This is a genomic window from Methanosarcina sp. A14, assembly GCF_001729375.1.
Taxonomy (GTDB): Archaea; Halobacteriota; Methanosarcinia; order Methanosarcinales; family Methanosarcinaceae; genus Methanosarcina; species Methanosarcina barkeri.
In genome coordinates, this window is the sequence record NZ_LZPK01000128.1 from 1 (window position 1) to 22,082 (window position 22,082).

Consider the following 22,082-nt stretch of genomic DNA (forward strand, 5'->3'; position numbering starts at 1 on the left):
GAAAAAATGAAATATGAAATATAAAATAGGAAAAAATGCAGAACGTGATAAGAACAGAGAAAACTCATAACTAATCTGTTGATTGTGCTTAAAAGCATAAAATTCCAAATATGTTATGTCGGAAGATCACGGTTTCGAGATTAGAAATATGGACTCGTGAGCTTGAACTTAAGAACACAATTCAATATCAATAGAAGGCTATGTACCCAAAAAGTGCAGAACTAAGGATATAATTATTTTCGACCCATATGAAACAGCGAAGAGACACATCATTAAGTGCAATAAGCAAAATATAATATGGGGAATATGGTGGGTATTCAGCATAGCAGTTCCGGGGAAAAAGACTTTGTGGAAGTTCTTGGATTGAAGGAGGAAATCGAGAAAATCCAGTCAACAATTGCTGATTTTGAGATGGGAAAAAAGCTGAATATAGCCATTGTAGCCGAACCTCTTAAAGGAAAAACTACCCTGAGCAGTGAAATAGAGAGAATAAATTTAAACAGGGCAGCAAAAATCACTTTTTCTAAAATTGTCAAGAACAAAAATGAAATTTCCCTCCCGGACGACGCAAAAAAAATTGTAATTCTTGATAACTGTCATTTTCTGTATATGAGAAAACCAGGCGGTTTTGACATCTTTTATGAGTTTTTGGATATGATTAGCTCTCAGAACAGGATATTTGTCACTACCTGGAACATTTATTCATGGAAATACCTAAATGAAGCTTTCGGGCTTGGAAAATACTTTCCGGTACAGATCTTCATTCCTGCTTTTGAAAAGGAAAATATCAGACTTTTTATTCTCAAAAAATATGAAAAAGATGAAATAAAATTTGCTAAAGATGAAGAATCCGAAGAAAAACCCTTTTTCTATATAATAAAATATCCTGTAGAGCTAGCTTCATTAGGTAAAAAAATTTTTATTTCTGCCCCTAAAATAAATATCTCCTATCTCAGGAATCGCTTTCTGAAAAAACAAAAAATCGAAGCTGCTGAGGATCAGGTATTTGAAAAACTTTATCTGGAATCGAATGGTAATCCCGGAATTGCTTTAAGGATCTGGGATCTTGGACTTGACTACCCTCGGATAAAGCCTAAAAATATAGGCATATTTTCGTATGAAGTAGACCTTGAATATGAAGAGGCTTTTACTTTGAACCTTATTCTTTCTTACCAAAGCCTTAAAAAATCTGAAATCACCGAAATAATGGGCTCTATGATGAGCGTAGACAGAATTCTCTACCAGCTTTTAAGCCAGGAACTTATTTTAAAAGATGAAAACGACTCCTATCGTGTCAGGCCTGAAGCCCTGAGCAGCATTACTACATACATGGAAAAACTGAGGCTGGTGTGGTAAATGGTAGACGGGGACACAAGCAGAGAGCAACTTTTAGAAACTTTCAGGTCGATAGATACGCAAACCCTCATAACTATGGCTCTCATTTTTTTAATTGCATATGTTCTTGGCAGGGTCATTACCAGTCTCTTATTAAAACTTTCAGAAAAATTGAGCCATACTGGCAGAATAAAAGTAGAAGTAATTATCCCGATTATAAAATTTGTAATCTACCTCATAGCTTTTTATTTCATCTTTAGAGAGATATTCAAAATTTTCGGACCGGAAATCTTTCTCCTGGCTGGACTTCTGGGCGCAGCCATTGGATTTGGGCTTAAAGACCTTTTTTCAGATATTGTCGGAGGGCTGGTAATTACATTTGAAAAACCTTACCAGATAGGGGATAAAATTTCAATTGGGAATTATTTTGGCGAAGTCACTGATATAGGTCTAAGAGCAACGAAACTGATCACACCTGATGCTAATGTTGTTACAGCTCCAAACAGCCTGATTTTCAAAGAAACCGTTGCCAGTGCAAATTATGGGGTCTCGGAAATGATGGTTGTAATAGACCTGTATATTGCAGGAGAGTCACATGTAGAAACTGCAATGAAAATTTTATGGGAAGCAGTTGTGAGCTCTAAATATGTTTATATCTCCAGAGAAAGACCTGTTGTTCTGCTGCATAAAGCCCTTCCATTCTACACGAGGTTAAGGGCCAAAGCTTATGTCAATGACCTTAGAGACCAGTTCAAGTTTGAATCCGATGTTCACACAAGAGCCTGGGTTGAATTCCAGAAGAATGGGATCAGGGCTCCTCAGCTCCATATTTTGAATATTCCTTCAATAGAAGAAAAGTATGAATCAGAAGCTACAACTCGGAGAAATCTGGGGTCAAATTTGGGACCAAATGCAGGAGATCTTAAAGATTCCAGATAAAAGAGAGTAAATTCACAAAAGTTTTTTCATTGAGTCTTATGACGATGGCTATTGCTTTTGTTTTGTTCAGGCTGAATCATTACATCCAGAGAATTCATAAATGATGATGCCCACTGCTTTTGTTTTGTTCAGGCTAAATCGCTATATCCAGAGAAATCGCTACATCCAGAGAAATCGCTACATCCAGAGAATCATCGATCCATAAGGTCGATACTTGTCGCAGTTCCAACCATTATGTCTTTTTCTTTTTCAAGGGCTTCAAGAATATTTGAGACCAAAAGGTGGCTGATTTCTCTCCTTTTCCTGGGGGCGACTACATATCTCAACCGCATTTCTATCCAATTTTCCTCCATTTTCATATAGAGCTTTGTCTGTACATCATAGGTAGTAATAAAATATTTTTGCCCCATTCGCCGGAGTTCTTTCTGTGCCAGGTTTTCGAACTCTCCTAAAATTGAACCTGCAACATTGAGTACAATCCCCTCAGCTTTTTTCCAGTTGCTCCCATAAATAAGTAGAAACCGAGCTTCATCCCAGATAAAGGAATAATCCCTGGTATAGTTTTTTATCGTCTTATTGAGGGCAAAGCTGTTAGGAATATGGAGAATTCTGCCAGTATATTGATCTGCATCCACCCATTCCCTGATTTCCATTATTGTAGTGTTTATACTCCCTATGTCAAGCACATCGCCTACGTTGTCTTCAACTTGAATCCGATCTCCTGCTTTAAAAGGGTGATACAAAATGAGGAGAATTCCTCCTGCTATGTTTCGCAAAAGGTCTTGAAGTGCAATTGCGACTCCGGCACTGAGAATCCCATAGGCAATAAGCAGGGTGCTGGTTCGCTTGAACCAGATTGCAAAAAGTGCGGCAAAAGCAAGTGCTGTGATAAGGATAGATGCAGTTTTCCTCAGAGTGTATCTGTCTTTGGCAGTCGATACTTTTCTAAGAATAAGATTTCCGGTAACGGAATTTATTATATAGGCCAGAAAAATTACAACTAAAGAGATAAGAAGAGCATCCAGGAGAGCCCGATCCTCGAAGATGTAGAAGTTAGTCAGGTATCGGATATATGCGATAAAAAGGATCAAAATGAGCAAAATAACAATATTCAGTCTCCTGATAACCCTCATGCAGATAAATATAATACCTTTTATATATAAATATGGCTGCAGTCAGTAACCGAGATTCTTTGATGCTTGATTCGGTCAATGTTAGTTTTGGACTAAGAGTTTATCCAAAATGGTTACCTGCTGTAACTTTAACAATAGGCAATATGTAAAACCGGAACGGATACCGGATATTATAGCTCTATTGTGATATTTCAACACGCGTTACTAACTTTTTGGATAGGCTCTTATCCGAAGACGCATATATTTTACTTATTTCGCTTTATCTTTTAAAAATCACTCTCTACGGTCCATTATCTCATAAAGCTTCACTTTCATAAAATCAGTTATAACAAAAGCTGCCAGTGCGTAGATCCAGATAAAACCTGCCAGTTTCCATCCAATTGGAGATATATAAAATCCATACACTGCAACGAGTGTTGCCAGCACTTTTGTAACCACTGCAGCCCAAAAAAGAAGTTTTCCCGGAGGAGGTGACCAGAAATGTCCCCTGTTGCGGGCAATAAATATGGTCAGATGCCCGGCTACTGCAAGCTTCAGAAAAATAAAAGACTGCAGTACACCTGGACTGAGGTAAAGAATCCTGGCTCCAATATAGTATATGGCGAATGAAACAATAACACCTATAATTCCCAGAAAGGTAGACATCCTTACGACTTCACGCATGTTCCATTCTTCTGGAACTTGGGAATATCTCACGTTATCATATGCAATAGCCATTATAGGAGCATCATTGAGAATAGCAAGCAAAACAATCATTATAGCGGTTACAGGATAAAAATTAAACACAATTATTGCAGTAGCAATAAAAAATAGCACCCTTACAGTCTCAGCTATTCTGTAGATGGCGTAGCTCTTCATCCTCTGGAATATCTTGCGGCTTTCTTTTATCGCATTAATAATGGTCGAGAGCCCTGAAATTGTAAACACTATGTCTGCAGCGGATTTTGCAGCATCTGTAGCTCCTGCAACAGCAATTCCAGCATCAGCCATTTTAAGGGCAGGGACATCGTTGACTCCATCACCTGTCATGCCAACAATATGTTCTTTTTTCTGAAGGAGTTCAACGATCTTGTATTTGTGTTCGGGAAAAACCTGGGCAAACCCATCTGCCTTCTCTACAATTTCCTGGGCTTCAGAATCAGATTTTTCTACAAAATCATCAGCTGTAACTATGTTCGTGCCCAGGCCTACCTGGCTTGCTATCTCCTTAGCAATGGAAAGGTGGTCTCCTGTTACCATTTTCACGTCTACGTTAAGGGAGTTTGCCGTCTTTATGGTCTCAGCGGAATCTTCGTGCGGTGGGTCATAAAGTCCAAAAAGTCCTGCAAACCTGTATTTTCTTTCTTCTTCTACACACACTCCCAGGGCACGATATCCTTTCGAAGCCATAGAATTTACTTTTTCTTCTACCTTCTGCCTTATTTCTTCTTTATTGCTTGACATGCCCAGAATAACCTGGGGTGCGCCTTTGGCAATTTTAAACTCTCCTTCGGGTCCTTTAACCGTAGCCTCAGTGTGCTTTATAACAGGGTCAAATGGCGTGAATTTCTCGACTTTATAAGTTTTTATTTTGTCTTCAAGGGATTCCGTTTCTTTCGCTTTCTGGAGGATTGCATTATCAATTGGGTCATTGTCCTCTTCTCTTGAAGCAAGAGATCCATATATCAGAAGGTCGTTTTCGTTGAAGTCTCCAAAGGGCACTAACTCGGATAATTTTAGCTTATTCTGGGTAATTGTACCGGTTTTATCCGAACATAGAATGTCCATTCCTGCCATTTCTTCTATGGAGACCAGTTTGCTGACTATAGCTCCTTTTTTTGCAAGTTCAGTAGCTCCTACAGCCATTGAAACGGACATCACTGCTGGAAGAGCTGCAGGAATTGCAGCGACTATCAGCACAAGCGCAAACTGTAGAGTTTCCAGAAAAGGAGTATGCCTGAAAAGCTCTTCTACAACTAAAACAATTGCAACAATACAGCCTGCAAGAACAATCAGGTAGTTTCCGATATTGAGGACAGCTTTTTGAAAGTGGCTCCTGGTCCGAATCTCGGCCACCAGTTTTGTTGTTGCTCCAAAATAGGTATTCATGCCCGTAGCCACAACCAGAGCATTCATTTCCCCTTTCTGGATCACGGACCCTGAATAGGCAATTCCATCAGATTTTTTCTCTACAGGCAGGGATTCTCCCGTAAGGGCTGATTCATCTACCTGCAGATATTCCCCTTCAAGGAGTTTAAGGTCAGCAGGCACAACATCCCCTGAACGTACACGGACAACGTCTCCTGGGACCAATTCCCGTGCAGGTTTTTGGGTCCATTGTCCGTCTCTGAGTACTCTGGCATTCAGAGCCATTTTCTGTTTAAGGAGGTCAATCGCATTGTCAGCTTTATGTTCCTGCCAGAACCCCACGACCCCGTTTAAGATGAGGAGTAAGGAGATGATCACAAAGTCTTCCCATCGATGGATAACACCTGAAATTGCAGCTGCCACTTCGATCATCCAGGGAATTGGACCCCAGAAATAACTTAAAAATTTTATAAGTGGGTTGACCTTCTTTTCGGAAATTTCATTATAACCATACTGCTTAATCCGGTTTTCAGCTTTCGATGAAGAAAGTCCCCTATTACTTGAATTAAGGTTTTTCAGGACTTCATCTGCAGGCGAATCCTTTATTTCATCGATTTTGAGCTTTACATTATCCCCTATAAATAAACCCCCAATCCGTGTTTTCCCAATATAAAATGCCTAAAATCCAGGCTTATTTTTCCTATTGAGCTCTTCTTTTGGACCTCTTCTTCTGAACCTGTCATTTTTCGCAGTTGTAAATCTGTATCATAAACCCGATAAAATTCTCATTTATAACATAGAAGCAGAAAAAATAAAAATATATGACATAATTTATAATTTATTATTGACCCGGAAACTCTGGATTTCATCTATACTGGCAATTTTTGGCATTGAGCCCAGTATCTCCAAATGATATATGGATTTTACATGCAGCAAGCTAATGCTAATGAAAAAAATAGAGTTGTCTCTGTATTCTGTTTTTTCAAGCTGTTTATTATAAAGCTGTTTGTAATATTTTTCAAACTATGTACAATATTTTTCAAGTTGTTTACACTATTTATTCAAGTAATTTACACTAATTTTCAAGCTGTGTACAATATTTATTTAAGTTGTTTGCAATATTTTTCAAGTTATCTGCAGTATTATTCAAAGCATTGTGTCCCAGGACATTCACGGATATACTGCATAATATCGCTCATTTTTGCACTGGCCATTGCTACAGACATATCTGCACTTCCATAATAAATGCGGAGTTCATCGCCCACAAGGATCCATCCACACGGGAAAACAACATCATTAACGTCTCCAGTCCGCTCATACATTTCACGAGGCCCGAAAACCCAGCCTTCTGACCTATGGAGTACTTTTGTGGGATCTTCAAGGTCAAGAAGAGCAAGTCCGAGCCGATAGCTCTTTTTAGATGTTGTCTGACGTACCCCATAGTACATAATTAACCATCCATCAGATGTTTTCATTGGCGGAGGGGCTAATCCAATTTTACGGGCATCCCACCACCCTCCTTCTCGAGCGTACAAAAGAACCTTATGCTCTCCCCAGTATTTCATATCAGGCGAAAAAGATATCCAGATATTTGCCTTTGCACCTGCAATGTTAGATAGAGGCCTGTGTAACATTGCCCATTTGCCGTTAAGTCTTGTAGGAAAAATAGCAGCATCTTTATTTTCAGGCGGCATGATAGGCCCTACTCTCTGAAAATTAGTGAAATTTTCGGTATAGGCAAGAGACGTTAATGGACCCGAGTCCGAAAAAGCCGTATAAGCTATAGCCCATTTTCCTATTTCATCAATGTAAGTTATACGTGGATCTTCAATACCATATATCTCTTCAGAATAGTATGTTGGATCCGAGGAAAAGGTTGGTTTGGGATCAATTTCCCAACCGTCAATTCCATTCTTGCTTCTAGCTACCGTAAGATGGGAAAAACCTCTATGGTCTTCAACCCGTACCAGTAGTATAGTTGTATTGTCGACCATAACCGCTGCAGGGTTAAATACCGAGCTGACCTTATAAGGCCAATAATCAACTGTAAGTATCGGATTCTTCTTACATCTTACAAATAATTCTCCTTCATCTTTCCAGATCATATTATTCCCCACTCCTCCTGATTTAGAGCCGATCCTAAAATGTATGACGAATTGCAGATTACAATTGGCACATACACAATTTGAATAGTGCTAGATATATGATGATGCTAGATATTATAAACCAATTCTAAATTAAAACACACTCTTAACGACTTAGGATAAGCTCTAAGTTTTAGAATAAGCATTAGAGAGGTAAAAGAAGCAGTTTTTTATCAAAGAAAGCTGGAAAATCCACTCCTCGCCAATTTCCAGCAAAAAACGGAAAGTGGCAGGTGAGAGATGTAGTTCATTCAGTAATCTCAGTAACAATCATTCCATTACCTAAAACTCCTGAGTTTTTTTCATATTTTTAAATGTATTTTAATCTTCCTAAATCTGTTATTCTTGTTCAGATCCGTGTTCCTATATATAAGGCGCCGAGAACTTTGATTCGACGGAGTCTCTATGAAAGTTGTTATATGCGCAGAAAGGAATTATTCTACCGTCTGGTATGGCATAATGTACTCCGCATTTTTTGATTCTTTCAAGATCTATGTTGTATAAATCCTGAAAATGCATTGTTCCGAGGAATAGTGTATTTCTGTGAAAACGTGATGTATTTTCCATATCACCTTTTTTAAGGACACCAAGGATCATCTGGACTACATTTATCGACTTTGGTCCCTTCTTCTCGTCAATGTACCGTGGCACTTGCTTGATGATCTTCGGAAGGGTTAGAATTCTGCTAACTCTTCCATTCATTTCTGAGGTTGTTTCAGCCAGAAATTCAACAAAACCTTCCACATCAAGAAAATTTGTAATTGGGATAAAGTGCCCTTCTTCATAGAAAACGTAAGTTCCAGCACCGCAGTGTGGATGAACTGTCAACTCCGGAATAGGAACTTTTCTCATAGCTGAGAGGAAGCGGCTTAGAGGAACCACAAAAGATACCGGGTACCAGGCATTACAGGGAATCTCTCCATTAGTCTGTTCTTCCGCAAGCTTTATGACGTCAGGTATGGTGATTCTCTTCTGTTCTCTTTGAGACTGATCTATTCTTCCTGTAAACGCAATTGGCTGGAAGTTCACTCCTTTTATAATGTCAAGATTTTCGGCTGCATAACGGATGATCCCCCCTATCTGAGAGTCATTTACACCTTTTGCAAGAGTTGGAACAAGCACAATACTTTCAGGCCCGCAACGTCTGCAATTTTCAATAGCTTTTTTCTTCAAAGACAGAGCGTTAAAGCCCCGAGTTTCAAAATAAGGCTCTGGAGTGATTCCGTCAAAAGCTAGATAAACAGTACGCAAGGTTGCATCTTTTAGCCTTTTGCAGTATTCAGGACTATTAGCAAGGCGAACTCCGTTGCTTGCAAGCTGGATATGTGCAAACCCCAGCTCCTGGGCCAGTTCAATAATCTCCGGAAGGTCATCCCTTACTGTTGGCTCTCCACCTGAAAACTGAATGGCAGAGCAGGGCACAGGTTTCTCATTTCTTAGTGTTTCCATCATCTTTCGGATTTCTTCGAAGCTTGGTTCGAAAACGAAGCCCTTTACTTTTGCATTTGCAAAACAGACAGGGCATTTAAGGTTACATCGATTAGTAACATCTATGTTTGCAAGTAAAGTTCCCGATTCATGATGCTGGCAGATCCCGCAACCAAAAGGGCAGTTTAAAGAACCGGAACTCTTGAAGTTTGAAACCCCTGTTCCTGTATATGAATACTTTTCGAACTTCCAGTAGAGTTCAGCATCTGACCAGTAGACATCCCTGAAACTCCCGTGATCGGGACATTTTTTTCCCATTATTATTTTCCCATTTTCCTCGAAGATCGAAGCTTCAATTACTCTTTTGCATTCTGGGCAAATAGATTTTGTTAGTCTCATGCTTTCACCCTAATTCGAGTAACTATACATGACAGTATACATGACAGCAAGATGCAGCTTTTAGATCATACATTCAGATTTTGGGAGATTTTTTTGAATTTATCCCATAGCTTTAGTTGCATAAAATTTTTAGTTTTGTCCGAGTTATCGGAGTTAACTGTTATAAATTTCAGTTCAGAGATGACTGTAAACGTCTTGTTTTTGCGTAAAACCTGAATCTAAGACTTGTCGAATAAAAGTTAACCAGAGTTAAAGCTCAAAGCTTTGCAGGACGAGATTTTGAATCATAAAAGGAACATAATGGAGATACTTTAATTTGCAAACAGTTCTTAAGCCGCTTTTTCGTCTATCATTTTGTAAAGTAATTTTGTCAAAGTAGCCTTTCCTTTCGACCATTACGAAAAACTATTCTTTTCGTCCACCACTCGAAAAATTGGTTTTTCTTTCCCCCATTTATGGAATAAAGCTTTAATATTATTTAAATTCATGGAATAAATGTTACAGATAACGGGAAATGTAAAAGAGTAGTGTCTAGCCTCTAAATAATTTTTTAAAAGATATCCATGCTCAGGTCTTAGTTTTTAGGCTTTGCGATTGAAACACAAAAAAGGCAGTTGGTTCTAATTGACCCAAAGTCTAAGTATTTTCTAAGTAGATTAAGCAATCTTGGTATAAATATAAGGAATAATAAGTATGAGGCATAGATTTTCACATAGTAGGAACCTGCATAATCTTGATGAAACTGTTGAAATCATAACAAAAGAGGCTGTTGAAATCATAACAAAAGAGGCTGTTAAAATCATAACAAAAGAAGCTGTTGAAATTATAACAAAGTAGTTAATTTTGTTGATCAGACTTCCTCAAAGATGCCGCTTATTTTTGAGTAAATTCCCAATGCTTAAGAATAAAACGGCTTTTGAAAGAAGATTAATAAATGATACTACAGTTTCACCTATATTCGGTTAACTAATTTTACGTAAAGCTTTGAACACCAATTACAGAAACCTTTCCTGACTTCGATAAGGTCAGGGTCACTACAGCTTGCAAATACTCAAATTAAAAACTAGCATTTTTCAGGCATTTTTTTCTATTTTATTTTAACTCCGGTTTCAATCAGACCGAGATCTCTAAGTTTTTTTGCTCCTTTTCCATCTTATCAAAGAACAAATAATAAAGTACAGTAGCAATTACATATAAAACACAGGTCAGAAGGAAGGGAAGACTATAGTAGTTGTGAGCCATCATCAAACCACCTGCATAGGTGCTTAGTCCAACACATGTATAACAGCTCATCCATATCAGGCTGTTCACAGTTGCTCTCTGTTCTTCGCTAACAACTTCCATATTGAAATTGCTCAATACAGGATTTGACATATTCATTATAGCTGACCTCATGATGTATCCGAAAGCAGCTATTGTAAGTACGGATGTAGATGTAAAAAGCAAAAGAAATGGAATTGAAGAGAGCTGAACCAGGGCTACAACCTTTACTTTCCCTAACCATTCAGTAAGTATAGGGACAAATAATAAAGTGAACATCATGACCACTTGAGAAAGAGAAAAGATGAAGCCTATCTGCCTGGAACTTGCTCTAAGGACAATGTCAAAATAAACATTAAAATAGGGAAGAGCCAACCCCCATCCCATACCTATAAGCCCGTTTACCAGAACTAATTTTTGGATCGTTTTTGACCTTAAAGTAGAAGAAAGGGTAGAAAACAGAGCTGGCTTTCCTGGCAGAATGGTTTTTTTGTTTTTTATGAATATCAGAGGTAGCAGGGAAATTAACACAGCAGCTAAAGATGCATATAGTGAGAGCTGATAAGCCGTTGGGCCTGTGGGGTCAATCTTGAGTGAGCTGGTAAAGGTCTGCGGTAGAATGCCACCCGCAAAGTTTCCTATCATGACACCTATAGTGTATAACAGGTAGTACATCGAAAATAGATGCATCCTTTCATAACTCGTTGAGTTTTCAACCATGAACGTAGATGCTGTAACTATTTTAAGTGATGAGGATACCCCATAGAGAATGCTGAAAAAAACCAGCAGGAATGTTGAGGTAGTGGTATACAGGACTGCAAAGGAAAACAGGAGAAGAAGGCAGGACAATAACAATGTGTTCTTTCTGCCTGCCCTATCGCAGAACATGGCCGCAGGGATTGCAAACAGGCCAGTGGATATGGAAACCAGTGAGAGCATGAGTCCCAGGAAATCCTCCCTGAACCCGAGCCTTAAGATGTACAGATTGAAGATTACTTCGTAAATTCCCAGGCTCAAAGAGATGAGGAAAATATATCCTAAGAACAGGCACGCATTTCGACTGAAACAATTTAATTTTGCCCTGTATCCGGCGACCGCACTGATGGTTGCATTTAAAATAAACTTGCTGTTAAATGATGAGTATTTTTTCATGGTAGTTGCTCTGAAGAAATATCAAATATACAGTTTCAGTCGATGTCCTTCTTTTTTCGAAGGTTAAGCTTCAGTCGATGTCCCTCTTATTTCGAAGGTTAAGCTTCAGTCGATGTCTTTCATATCTCTTGGGTCAAGCAGGTCCTTTAATTCGTCCCCAAGGTAGTTGAACGCAAGGACCGTAAGCATGTTTCGTTTTCAGCAATAGAAAGATCTACGCCGTTTACTGCCTTAAACAAACCATTTTCAGTAGGGAAATTCACATACAAATTAAAAATTGTGGGAAATTCTAACTTAAAATCATCCTTTTTTCAGAGGAATACTCTTGAAATCGTATGGAATAGACAAGTTGAGTATAGACAACGTATTCTGCAATGCTCAAATTTCTATCTGAGTGCTAGCACAGCTACATTATAAATCCATTCAGAAATTAATTCTCAGGTAAAGTAACATTCTTACACTTATTCTTATTACCATTTCCACATGCACATATTTTTCGTTATTTTTACTTTTAAGAAGAATTTTATGGTATAAAATACAGTTTAATAGGATTAATTATTAATTATTTATTAATTATTATGTTGAAAGTATACATAAAATACAACCATTATAAAACTTTCGAAATTATCATGTGCCTAGAGATAACAAGAAAGCACTGTCAGGAAAGATTTAGGTAAATAAAGAAAATAATTTAATAAAGAAAATACTCACATATGAAAACCGAGGTTAGGAAAGACTAGGACTTTGATTCCGTACTCTTTGGGAATACGTTTTAGACTTATTCATCATTTTCAGCAGTCCCAATTACGACGACAAAATCCCGAGCAAAAAAGGTCACAGAGTAATAATAATAATAATAATAATAATAATAATAATAATAATAATAAGCTATTTCAAATAATCAAGCTGCATGCTTTTGGCAGACCTCTTTATTCTTTTTTTGACTTTCAAATGCGTAAATTCTATAATTGTTGATATATCTAGAAGTATCAAAGCTTTTTATTTCATAAGTCTCAGCAAACTCCTCCATTAACAATAACTTTCTGTTAAGATCTTCATTTACCATTAAAGATACTGGTAACAGCTTTTCTTCTATTTTTTCTGTGCTAAGATTTTCGAAATCACTGAATTTAATAAGCTTTTTCTCAAGAGCTAGTGAAATTACTGGACTACTGTAATCTCTTTCAACTATTTCTTTTTTCCATGTATTGACTGCATTATTTAGCATTGCTACAACGTCGGCCATATTAAATAGAGCTATTGCTTTTCCAAGCTCTGAAGCATCAAAACTTTCAGAGGACATCAGATCAAGTATGGAGAGAACCGCAACCATTGTGGAAGGACCCTTATTTTGAACAACAAGAGAATAAGGATATGCAATCTTATTTTTGTTCAAAAGATAAGAAAACTCCATTGACCCGGCTACGTTTTTTATTGATAGGAATAACTCACTTTTAAAATCATAGTATCTTGGAAGGGATATTAGATGATTCATAAGAAAATCAGAAAAAATATCAAATGTAATTTTTGTATAAAGATTTTCTTCGTTAAGTTGTGATGGCTTGTAAGTTCCAGATACAATTTTATCCGCACTATAAAGAATACTCAGCATTTCATAACTGAATTTGTCTCCCCCATTCTCTTCTATAAAAGATGCATTATCACAAGAATCATCAACGGCTGTATCCACTAGAGCTAGACATGCTTTGAAGTCGGCAAGTTTGTAGACACTAGAAGAATCAACGCAAGAAAGATGTAGAAATATGTAACTATCATAAAGCCATTTAAAAAGATTTGGCTTTCTGTGAGGGCTTGCAACTTTCTTGTAGCTCGAGTAGTAATTTTCCCACAATGTATCATACTTGGACATTATCACAATTACCACCAACTTTGATAAATTGATTCAATTGAAATATCACTCGTATCTATGTACAAGAATCTGTAAATCGTATATTATATTTTGTTCCTGAATCTTTTATAAGTTCGATGTCGCCATTGATTTGATCAACAAGAGTATTTACCAACTGTAAGCCCAGTGAACTAGTGTTTCTGAAGTCAATTGAATCCGGAAAACCAATGCCATTGTCTTCAACAATTAACATAAAATTTCGGTTTGGAGTGACCAAACTTTTCTTTTTATCATTAACGTCTCTGTGAAGTTTAATTTGAATTTTCCCGCTTCTTCCTTCTTGAAATGAATACTTTAATGAATTAGAAACGAGTTCATTGATAATGATCCCTAAAGGGATTGCATTATCCATTTCAAAAAATATATCGTCCACATCTAAAAGCAATTGGATATCAGAACTTCCAACTTTATACGACTTGAAAAGATCATCTGTTAATTCTTTCAAGTATGAAGCAAAATTGATTGTTTCCATATCTTTGGAATTATACAGTTCTTCATGGATTATAGACATGGATATGATTCGATTATTGCTTTCTCGAAATGCTTCAATAACTTTTTCACGTTCTAGGTCACCGGACAGCAAATTTTCGCACTCTAATTCTAAGAGGCTGGATATTACCTGCAGGTTATTTTTGATTCGATGGTGAATTTCTTTTTTACGAAGTTTTTCGGCTTTGTCAATAGCTTCCTTTGCAATTTTTTGTTCAGTCACATCTTGGATGAACCCCTGGTAAAACTGGTTTGCCTTATTTATATCGTGCACAACATGGATAGACTCAAAGACCCAAACTATATTCCCATTTCTGTTCAGAATTCGATATTCTTGTTCAGTTAAAGAGTTAGGTGTAATGTTCAGTTTCTTTCGATTCTCAAGGAAATTAATTTGATCTTCAGGATATACTAGCTGAACCAATTTGATTTTTCCTGATAGAAATTCTTCATTTCTATGGCCTGTAATTTCCTCTACGGCTCCATGAAGAAGCATGAGATTGAAATTATTGTCTAACTCAAATCCAATACCTCTAAAGTTCTGTAGGTATTTTAGAATGTGTTCTTCGCTTACCTTGAGCTTTTCCTGTGCATACTTATTTTCTGTGATATTTTTAAGCAAACCTATTCCTCTATATACACAGTCATTCTTGCCTTTGAGAAAAACCGAACTATCCTCTACGTAAATATAGTTTCCATCTTTTTTCCGAAACCTGAATTTTTGCTCAAATTTTTCCCCTGTATTTAAAGAATTCTCAAGAGAACACCAAACTCTTTCTCTGTCTTCTGGATGTATCAATTCTTTACAGGCGACAAAATCAATTTTGTTGAACTCTTCTTGAGTATAACCTGTGAACTCTTCAATAGGTCCTGACCACTCAATCTTTCCTGTCTGTACATCACCGTCAAATATTAATTGCCCCGTCATCTCAGCTATGGAAAAGAATCTTTTTTCAATTTTCTCTATGTTTTCTTTGTAGAAATCTCCCTCCATGATATCTCTCCAACTGTGCATAATAGTTTACAACTCCACAGTACAAAGAAGTAGTTCCCATATTTGAGATTAAACTTTATTATTAAATTAACTTAATATCATAAAAAATTTACGTTCTATATCAATAATTAGTACCTTTAAAAAATAAATATTAAATAAAAATAATTATTTTAAAAATATATAATTTTTTGATAGTTTAGTTTAATATTAAATAATTTTAAATTAATCTCATATTTTCATTATTGTTTTCGCTAAATTCCAATACAATATTTTTAATCTGTTTGAGTCCTAACTACAAATATTTTGTAACTATTCAGGTACCCTAAAATGAGTTAACAACACCGATTTTGGCCATACTGATATGTCTCTCATAAAGGATTCATAACAATATTAATTATGACAGCAGTTGGCATCAGTTTACAAAACCAACTGAAATATATTGTAAATGCTAAACTCTCTAAATTAAGGCTTTTGATATCTATTTGTGGTAACTGAATAACGAGTCATTTTAATTTTTTCTTGTTTGGTTCCATATTTTATGGAAGTTTCTAAATTTCAATGAAACATGACCTAATTTTTATTCTTACCCTTAAAAAGGACAATGTGCCAATTTTTCAGAAAAACCATAAATCTCAAAAATTTATTGGGTAGAAAATTCCATATCGTAAGATCAATTTTCTTCATAGTAAGCAAAAACTGGACTTCGAAGTTACAGCAAATTCGAGGCACTACCTTATACAACTTTCCTGAAACTTTACATTATACAGCTGGGCTTTTTTTTCTTTTCTATCCTGTCTTCCAATACTTATTATGCCAACTAGCACTTGTGTTAAAAAACGATAATATTATATATTTTTATTCAATATAGTGTTACAATCAATAAAATCTTTATTCCCTAAATCGCCATTTATTTATCATTCATAAAATCAGTTCCATAACTCATCTTTGTGGAGTGAACACATGGAAACTAAAGAAGTGATACGAAACTACTGGGATTATCGCAGTGAGACCTATAGTACTGAAATTGTGGAACAATCCGAGGAGGAATGGGCTACCTGGAAAAACATGCTTTCATCAACAGTGGATAGAAGAGAACATCTTGAAATACTCGATGTCGGTACAGGGCCAGGTCAACTTGCCCTGATGTTTGCAGAGATGGACCATCATGTGACTGCTGTTGACCTGTCAACCAGGATGCTTGACAAAGCCAGAAAAAACGCCTTGAAGAAATCTCTTGACATAAATTTCATCCATGGGGATGCCGAGGATCTGCAGTTTCCAGACATGCAATTTGATGTGGTATCCAGCAAGTTTCTCCTGTGGACACTCCCAGATCCACAAAAAGCTCTGTCTGAATGGAAACGAGTGTTAAAAAAAGACGGTATGATCATTGCCATCGATGGTGACTGGTTTAATTCGGGTATATTCCTGAAGTCGATCCGTGCCATATCAGATGGGATACGTTCTATAAAGGAAAGAAACTTTCATAACCTCTTTAATCAACACTATAACCCGATAAAAAACGATCTTCCTCTTTATAGTTTAAAACCTGACCAGGTGTTCAGGTTCTTTAATGATGCAGGTTTTGAGAATATTAATATTGAGCGTACGGATTACCTATGCCGTTCCAGGAAAAAAGTGAACTTACCGGATAAGCTCGACTATGCTTCTCCCATCTACTTCATAAAAGCTGTGAAAAAATGATCTTTATAAAAAAGTGGTCTTTATAAAAAAGTGGTCTTTATAAAAAAGTGGTCTTTATAAAAAAGTGGTCTTTATAATCCCAAGGACTTGTGAAGTAAGAGGGCCTGCTCTATCTTTTATATTCTACTCCATCATAGATCATAATCCCCTTTTCTTTCTATAAAGTTCAATCGATCTTTTAACTCTTTCTTCTTCGAGTATCCCTGTGGTAGAGGGAGTTTCAAAAAATCTTTTTGGGATTCTAAGGTCTTCGAACCTGAAGCCAAAGTTCTTTTTTAATGCATACTTTTTCCTGAAAATGTCCTTTCCCAGTGATTTTAATTCCTCGTCGGTTCTTTCGATTCCCAGAGCCTTAAGGGCCTGAATTACGTTTTCGTATGTGTAGACGTTTCTGGCAAAAAGGCAGGAAACCATGCAGTTCAGGACATTGCGCCGGTCTTCTTCATCAATTATATAATCAACAATCTGCTCATCTGAAATTGGCTGATTAAATGCTTTCTGATCTGCAGAATAACCTGCGCTGTCAAGATGGGAATGCCTGGCGCCCACAGTGAGTCCAAGCACGTTTCCAAGTCCTGTGTGATATCCCGGAATTTCCAGTCCTCCAAGTCGAATTGCGAAGTCCTCTCCTCCGTATTTTTTTGAGGCATATTCCACCCCTTTTCCAAGGTCTGAGTAAAATTCGTTTGGAGCCTGAACTACAAGGTCTATTGCCCTCAGATATGCAGCTTTATCTCCCCAGGAAAGTTTAAGCCCCAGAGAATCGTTAGCGGAAATCTTCCCGCGCTGCTGCATCTCTGTTGCCCAGGCAAGTACAACGCCCATGCTGATTATATCAACCCCTGCTTTTTCACAGGCATCAATAAGCTCTAGTACAGCTTCAGGATCAGCTACGCCAAGGTTCGATCCCAGAGCATAGATCAATTCAAAATCATAAGAAATATTCAATGCTTCATATTCATGGGCTTTTGAGAAGGCTCGTTTTAGCATGGCTACATGAATACACCCGATTGGGCAGCCTGCACAGGAGACCCGCCTGAGAAGATATTTTTCGGCAAAAAGCTCTCCTGAAATCGTTTCAGCTCCTTCGAAAGAAGCTGCCTGCAGGTTTCGAGTAGGCAGGCCTTTAAGTTCGTTTAAAACCAGAATGTTTTCGCTTGTGCCCAGGTTATGGTACTTCTCAGTAAGCCCGGTTTTCACAATTGTGTCATAGAGCATACTGACAGTCTTTCGGTAGGCATTGTGCTCAGGGCTTTTCAACTCCCTGTTTCCGGAAATAAGCATAGCTTTAAGTTTCTTTGCCCCGAAGACCGTTCCAAGCCCAAGGCGTCCGAAATGGCGGTAGGTATCAACATTGACATCGGCATATGTGATCCCCCGTTCTCCTGCAGGCCCAATTCTGATAATACTGCGCCTGCCTGCACCGGGTTCTATTTCGCGCAGGATTTTTCCCACATCAATTGCTGAAGAGAGATGCCATATGGAAGATGCGTCCCTGAAGGTAACTTTGTCGTCGTGGATTGCTACATACACAGGGTATCGGGAAGCCCCGTTGATAACAATTGTTTCGTACCCTGAATAGCGCATGGACATAGCAAGATGGCCACCTGCATAGGATTCTCCCAATTCTCCGTTGAGAGGGGAACGGAACAGTGCAACTGTCTTGGTGCAGGTAGGATATACTCCCGAGAGTGGCCCTGTGCTGAGGATTATTGGCATCTCCGGATCAAGAGGCCCTGTGCCTTCTCTAGACTCTTCGAGCATGAGGTTTGTGGCAACTCCCACACCACCCAGATATTTCTCATAGAGGTCGCGCCTTTCCTTAACATGATAGCTATGGCTATTCAGGTCAATATAGAGTATATTCTTAAGCCCTTCAATAGCGTATTGCTCGGTTGTCATTTTTCCTCCCCGGGTTCTTCTCCTCCGTAAAGGTCTTTATGGGATGCAGTAGGACTACCCGGACTTGTATCCGGAGCAGGGCCCGTGTCAGTAAGCTTTACTTCTCCGCTATCTTCGACTTCAATCATTTCCAGCACATCATGGGGACAGAACTTCGAGCAGACACCACAGTGTTTGCAGATTACGGCTTTTTTCTCCGCGTCCAGATGGATAGCTCCCACCAGGCAGGCTTCTATACAGTTTCCGCAGCCATCGCAGATCTCTTTATTGAGATTCACTCCTCCCCCTTTCCTTTTGGTAAGCGCGCCCAGCGGGCATGCCCTCATGCAAGGAGGGTCTATGCAGGCATGGCAGACGATTTGAGAATAAGGAGTTTCGATCCCTCCGCGGGTCTGTATATCAATTCGGCTGTTTTTCAAAGATATAGTATCATACCAGGTTCTTGCGCAGGCCATCATACAGGAGTAGCAGCCTATGCAGCGGGCCGGATTTGCAACCTTTAACCTTTTTGCCATTATTTCCCCCTCAGATTCCTGTATTTAGAAAGTATACATCCCCAGCTTATATAATCTGGTACTACATGCAGCAGCAAATCAAACCTGAAGCTTGCAGCTAATTCTAGTTTCGGAGTATCTATTAAAATATATGTTTGTTAATAATTTATTACAGATATTTGTTGCATTTTTGCAGGTTAATTTGTTCATGCCTTGTTGTATGAGTCTACTGCTGAACGTACTTTGTATATCTTTTATATCTTTTTATATAGAGTATTTTTACAGAGAAATTACTTTTATCCTGGAAACTATCCGAAAAGTCAATAACGATTGTTGTAAAAATAAGTTAGGTCGCAACAAGTTCGGCTGGATATCTCATTTAATCGTCTGCGAGAAGAAAGGAAAAATGACCGTTTATATGATAATAGAAATCAAGTCATGAATCATGAACTGTATACTAAATATGTCGAAAAAGTTCCAAATATTATAAAAAAGTACGGAGGCAGGTATCTGGTCAGGGGAGGTGAGGTTATTCCAATGTTTGGAAATTGGAATCCCGAGAGAATAATCATTATTGAGTTTGAAACCGAAGAACAGTTAAGAAATTGCTTTAATTCGGTGGGATACTTGAAGATTGCACCCTTCAGAGAGAACTCTACGATTACAAAATCAGTATAGTCAATGGATATTTGCCACCAGAATAATTATAGCTAGAATCAGAAATATACCACCGTTTTTAAACTGACTTCTCACTTTTAATCAATTTGTCGGTATCTGGTAGATCGCTTTTAATCAATTTGTCATATTTTTCTGGGTCCTTTGGATTTTTTTGTTCAGCAATTTGAACATTAATAGCCTTGAACCTGCTAAAAATAATTCTTTTTTCAGCATTTTCTTCCCTTTTATATCAATTTTCCCAGTACGTGTCTATAGAGGTTTCACAGGCATCAGATTGCTCGGTCACTATCTTCAGATAGAAGCAGTATAAGACCCAGATAAATCCAGATATCTTCAGATAGAAGCTATCGAAGCCAGATAAATCCAGACATCTTCAGATAGAAGCTATCGGAGCCAGATAAAGCTAGATATCTGTTAATAGCTTAATTTGCTAAGAAAAGCTGCTATCTTAGGTTACACTCAGCCTTCACTTTGATTCTATGGTATCAGGCAGAGAAAAATTAATCATAAGGCAAGTATAATTAAAGTCAGATTTAATTAAAAATGTTATATTCTTACTTCAAATCCTTTTTGGAGTGTCCTTCTTGACCGTCAAAAAAGCACTTATCCCTGCAGCAGGCCTTGGAACCCGTTTCCTGCCTGCCACTAAGTCCATGCCCAAAGAAATGCTCCCTATAATTGACACGCCTGTAATCCACTACGTTGTAGAGGAAGCCATTGCCTCGGGAATCGAAGATATAATCATTATCACAGGCAGGGGCAAACGAGCAATTGAAGACTATTTCGATGATTCTCCTGAACTCGAAATGCACCTTGCGAAAAGGCATAATACTGAACTTCTTAAGCTTGTCCGGGATGTTTCCTCCCTTGTTGATATTCACTACATCCGCCAGAAAGAACCTAACGGGCTAGGGGATGCGGTTCTCAGGGCAGAAAATCATATTGGAAACGAACCTTTTGCCGTGCTTCTCGGAGATGATATTATTGTGAATGACAAGCCATGCACAGCTCAGCTCATAGATAATTTTGAGAAATATGGGAGGTCCACGCTTGCAGTGGAAGAAGTTCCTTATGAAAAACTGAGCAGCTATGGAATTATAAAAGGAAAGCCACTCTGTGACTCTCTCTATATGCTTGAGGATATCGTCGAAAAACCGTCACCTGAAAATGCTCCTTCCAATCTTGGAGCAATAGGCCGCTATGTTTTCACTCCAGAAATTTTTGACTGTATAAAAGAAGCTGGAACCGGAGTAGGAAATGAAATTCAGCTGACTGATGGGATCCGGGTTCTTAACAAGTCTCAGATTATCTATGCCTGCAGGTTCAAAGGAAAAAGGTTCGATACTGGCGACAGGTTAGGGTATGTAAAATCAATAGTGGACTTTGCTCTTCAAAACGAAAATCTCAGGGAAGACGTATTCGAATACCTGAGGGATATCCTTGAAGCTGAAGATAGTAAGGAACAGAGAAAAACCGATATTATGGAAGAGCCGTCGGTTGACGAAATCACAACTTGAAAGTCTAGGAAATTTTGTGAAGGATAAGAAATTGAGTGAAGTATCAGGAATTAAAATATGAGATAGAACTATCCAGGCATTACCTTTAAGTCTTCTTCTATTGAGGAAGCTTGCTGGAACTGAGACATTTTCAGTTAATGAGCAAATAACAACATTAGTGGAATAATCGTAATTATGGAAAAAAGGAAGGAAAAAGTACGTAGGAAGCATTATTCTTACGTATTTTCATTCCATGATATTAGATAAATTTTATTGGGGAAGGGCATCTGAGTATTGGGAATGGGGGATTTTGGGGGGAAAAGTGTTGGTTGAGGTTTACATTAAAAATGGTTGTATCTCAGACGCCCTATTAGATAAATATATATGAAAATATATAAAAACAATGGTATACTGATAATAAATATAAATTTTTCACAGTACTTATATTTTTTGGAAAAGATTTAATTATATTTACATTGTAAATCTGAATTCAGTTTGAAAATCAGACAAATATCTGACTTGAGAAACTGCATAATTGACAAAAGATAGAGATAAAAAG

At 37.8% G+C, this 22,082-nt stretch carries 15 protein-coding genes; 6 read left to right on the forward strand and 9 right to left on the reverse strand.

Annotated elements, in window-relative coordinates:
* Nucleotides 1-306: 306 nt before the first annotated feature.
* On the forward strand, nucleotides 307-1,356 hold the full coding sequence (locus tag A9239_RS07075) for a hypothetical protein (RefSeq protein WP_230669106.1): 1,050 nt from the start codon (nucleotides 307-309) through the stop codon (nucleotides 1,354-1,356).
* Complete coding sequence (locus A9239_RS07080) at nucleotides 1,357-2,274, forward strand: mechanosensitive ion channel family protein (protein WP_048155272.1); 918 nt, start codon at nucleotides 1,357-1,359, stop codon at nucleotides 2,272-2,274. It begins immediately after the preceding gene.
* Between the two features lie 191 nt (nucleotides 2,275-2,465).
* Here the strand turns inward: A9239_RS07080 and A9239_RS07085 are convergent, their stop codons facing one another.
* The 4 genes from A9239_RS07085 to tes form a co-directional block, all read right to left on the reverse strand.
* Entirely contained in the window at nucleotides 2,466-3,374 is a 909-nt protein-coding gene (locus tag A9239_RS07085; RefSeq protein ID WP_230669104.1) for a mechanosensitive ion channel family protein, read from the reverse strand.
* A 306-nt stretch (nucleotides 3,375-3,680) separates the two neighbouring features.
* Nucleotides 3,681-6,143 carry a plasma-membrane proton-efflux P-type ATPase gene (locus tag A9239_RS07090; RefSeq protein WP_369815394.1) on the reverse strand — a complete coding sequence of 821 codons (2,463 nt, stop codon included), beginning with the start codon at nucleotides 6,141-6,143 and terminating at the stop codon, nucleotides 3,681-3,683.
* 473 nt (nucleotides 6,144-6,616) lie between these two features.
* On the reverse strand, nucleotides 6,617-7,579 hold the full coding sequence (locus A9239_RS07100) for a glycosidase (protein WP_048118144.1): 963 nt from the start codon (nucleotides 7,577-7,579) through the stop codon (nucleotides 6,617-6,619).
* A gap of 402 nt (nucleotides 7,580-7,981) precedes the next feature.
* A complete protein-coding gene (tes, locus tag A9239_RS07105; RefSeq protein ID WP_048155265.1) occupies nucleotides 7,982-9,445 on the reverse strand; it encodes a tetraether lipid synthase Tes in 1,464 nt (487 codons plus the stop codon).
* A gap of 693 nt (nucleotides 9,446-10,138) precedes the next feature.
* On the opposite strand from tes, the gene A9239_RS19375 reads away from it, so the two are divergent.
* Nucleotides 10,139-10,282, forward strand: a complete 144-nt coding sequence (locus A9239_RS19375; protein ID WP_155396466.1) for a hypothetical protein — start codon at nucleotides 10,139-10,141, stop codon at nucleotides 10,280-10,282.
* A gap of 276 nt (nucleotides 10,283-10,558) precedes the next feature.
* Here A9239_RS19375 and A9239_RS07110 read toward each other — a convergent pair whose 3' ends face one another.
* From A9239_RS07110 to A9239_RS07120, 3 genes are all read right to left on the reverse strand, one after another.
* Complete coding sequence (locus tag A9239_RS07110; RefSeq protein ID WP_048118153.1) at nucleotides 10,559-11,857, reverse strand: MFS transporter; 1,299 nt, start codon at nucleotides 11,855-11,857, stop codon at nucleotides 10,559-10,561.
* 901 nt (nucleotides 11,858-12,758) lie between these two features.
* Entirely contained in the window at nucleotides 12,759-13,727 is a 969-nt protein-coding gene (locus A9239_RS07115; RefSeq protein WP_048155262.1) for a hypothetical protein, read from the reverse strand.
* Between the two features lie 55 nt (nucleotides 13,728-13,782).
* The gene (locus A9239_RS07120) at nucleotides 13,783-15,249 is read right to left on the reverse strand and encodes a PAS domain-containing protein (protein WP_048155260.1); all 1,467 of its coding nucleotides are present in this window, start codon (nucleotides 15,247-15,249) and stop codon (nucleotides 13,783-13,785) included.
* A gap of 960 nt (nucleotides 15,250-16,209) precedes the next feature.
* On the opposite strand from A9239_RS07120, the gene A9239_RS07125 reads away from it, so the two are divergent.
* Nucleotides 16,210-16,953 carry a class I SAM-dependent methyltransferase gene (locus tag A9239_RS07125; RefSeq protein ID WP_048118161.1) on the forward strand — a complete coding sequence of 248 codons (744 nt, stop codon included), beginning with the start codon at nucleotides 16,210-16,212 and terminating at the stop codon, nucleotides 16,951-16,953.
* Nucleotides 16,954-17,091: 138 nt separating this feature from the next.
* Here the strand turns inward: A9239_RS07125 and A9239_RS07130 are convergent, their stop codons facing one another.
* Both A9239_RS07130 and A9239_RS07135 read right to left on the reverse strand, forming a co-directional pair.
* Nucleotides 17,092-18,855 (reverse strand): aldehyde ferredoxin oxidoreductase family protein, encoded by a 1,764-nt coding sequence (locus A9239_RS07130; protein WP_048155258.1) that lies wholly within the window; start codon nucleotides 18,853-18,855, stop codon nucleotides 17,092-17,094.
* A complete protein-coding gene (locus tag A9239_RS07135; RefSeq protein ID WP_048118167.1) occupies nucleotides 18,852-19,370 on the reverse strand; it encodes a (Fe-S)-binding protein in 519 nt (172 codons plus the stop codon). The genes A9239_RS07130 and A9239_RS07135 overlap by 4 nt, the downstream gene beginning before the upstream one ends.
* A 417-nt stretch (nucleotides 19,371-19,787) precedes the next feature.
* On the opposite strand from A9239_RS07135, the gene A9239_RS07145 reads away from it, so the two are divergent.
* Both A9239_RS07145 and galU read left to right on the forward strand, forming a co-directional pair.
* Nucleotides 19,788-20,027 carry a DUF1330 domain-containing protein gene (locus tag A9239_RS07145; protein ID WP_048118173.1) on the forward strand — a complete coding sequence of 80 codons (240 nt, stop codon included), beginning with the start codon at nucleotides 19,788-19,790 and terminating at the stop codon, nucleotides 20,025-20,027.
* Between the two features lie 584 nt (nucleotides 20,028-20,611).
* Entirely contained in the window at nucleotides 20,612-21,544 is a 933-nt protein-coding gene (gene galU, locus A9239_RS07150; RefSeq protein ID WP_141706398.1) for a UTP--glucose-1-phosphate uridylyltransferase GalU, read from the forward strand.
* The last annotated feature ends 538 nt before the right edge of the window (nucleotides 21,545-22,082 follow it).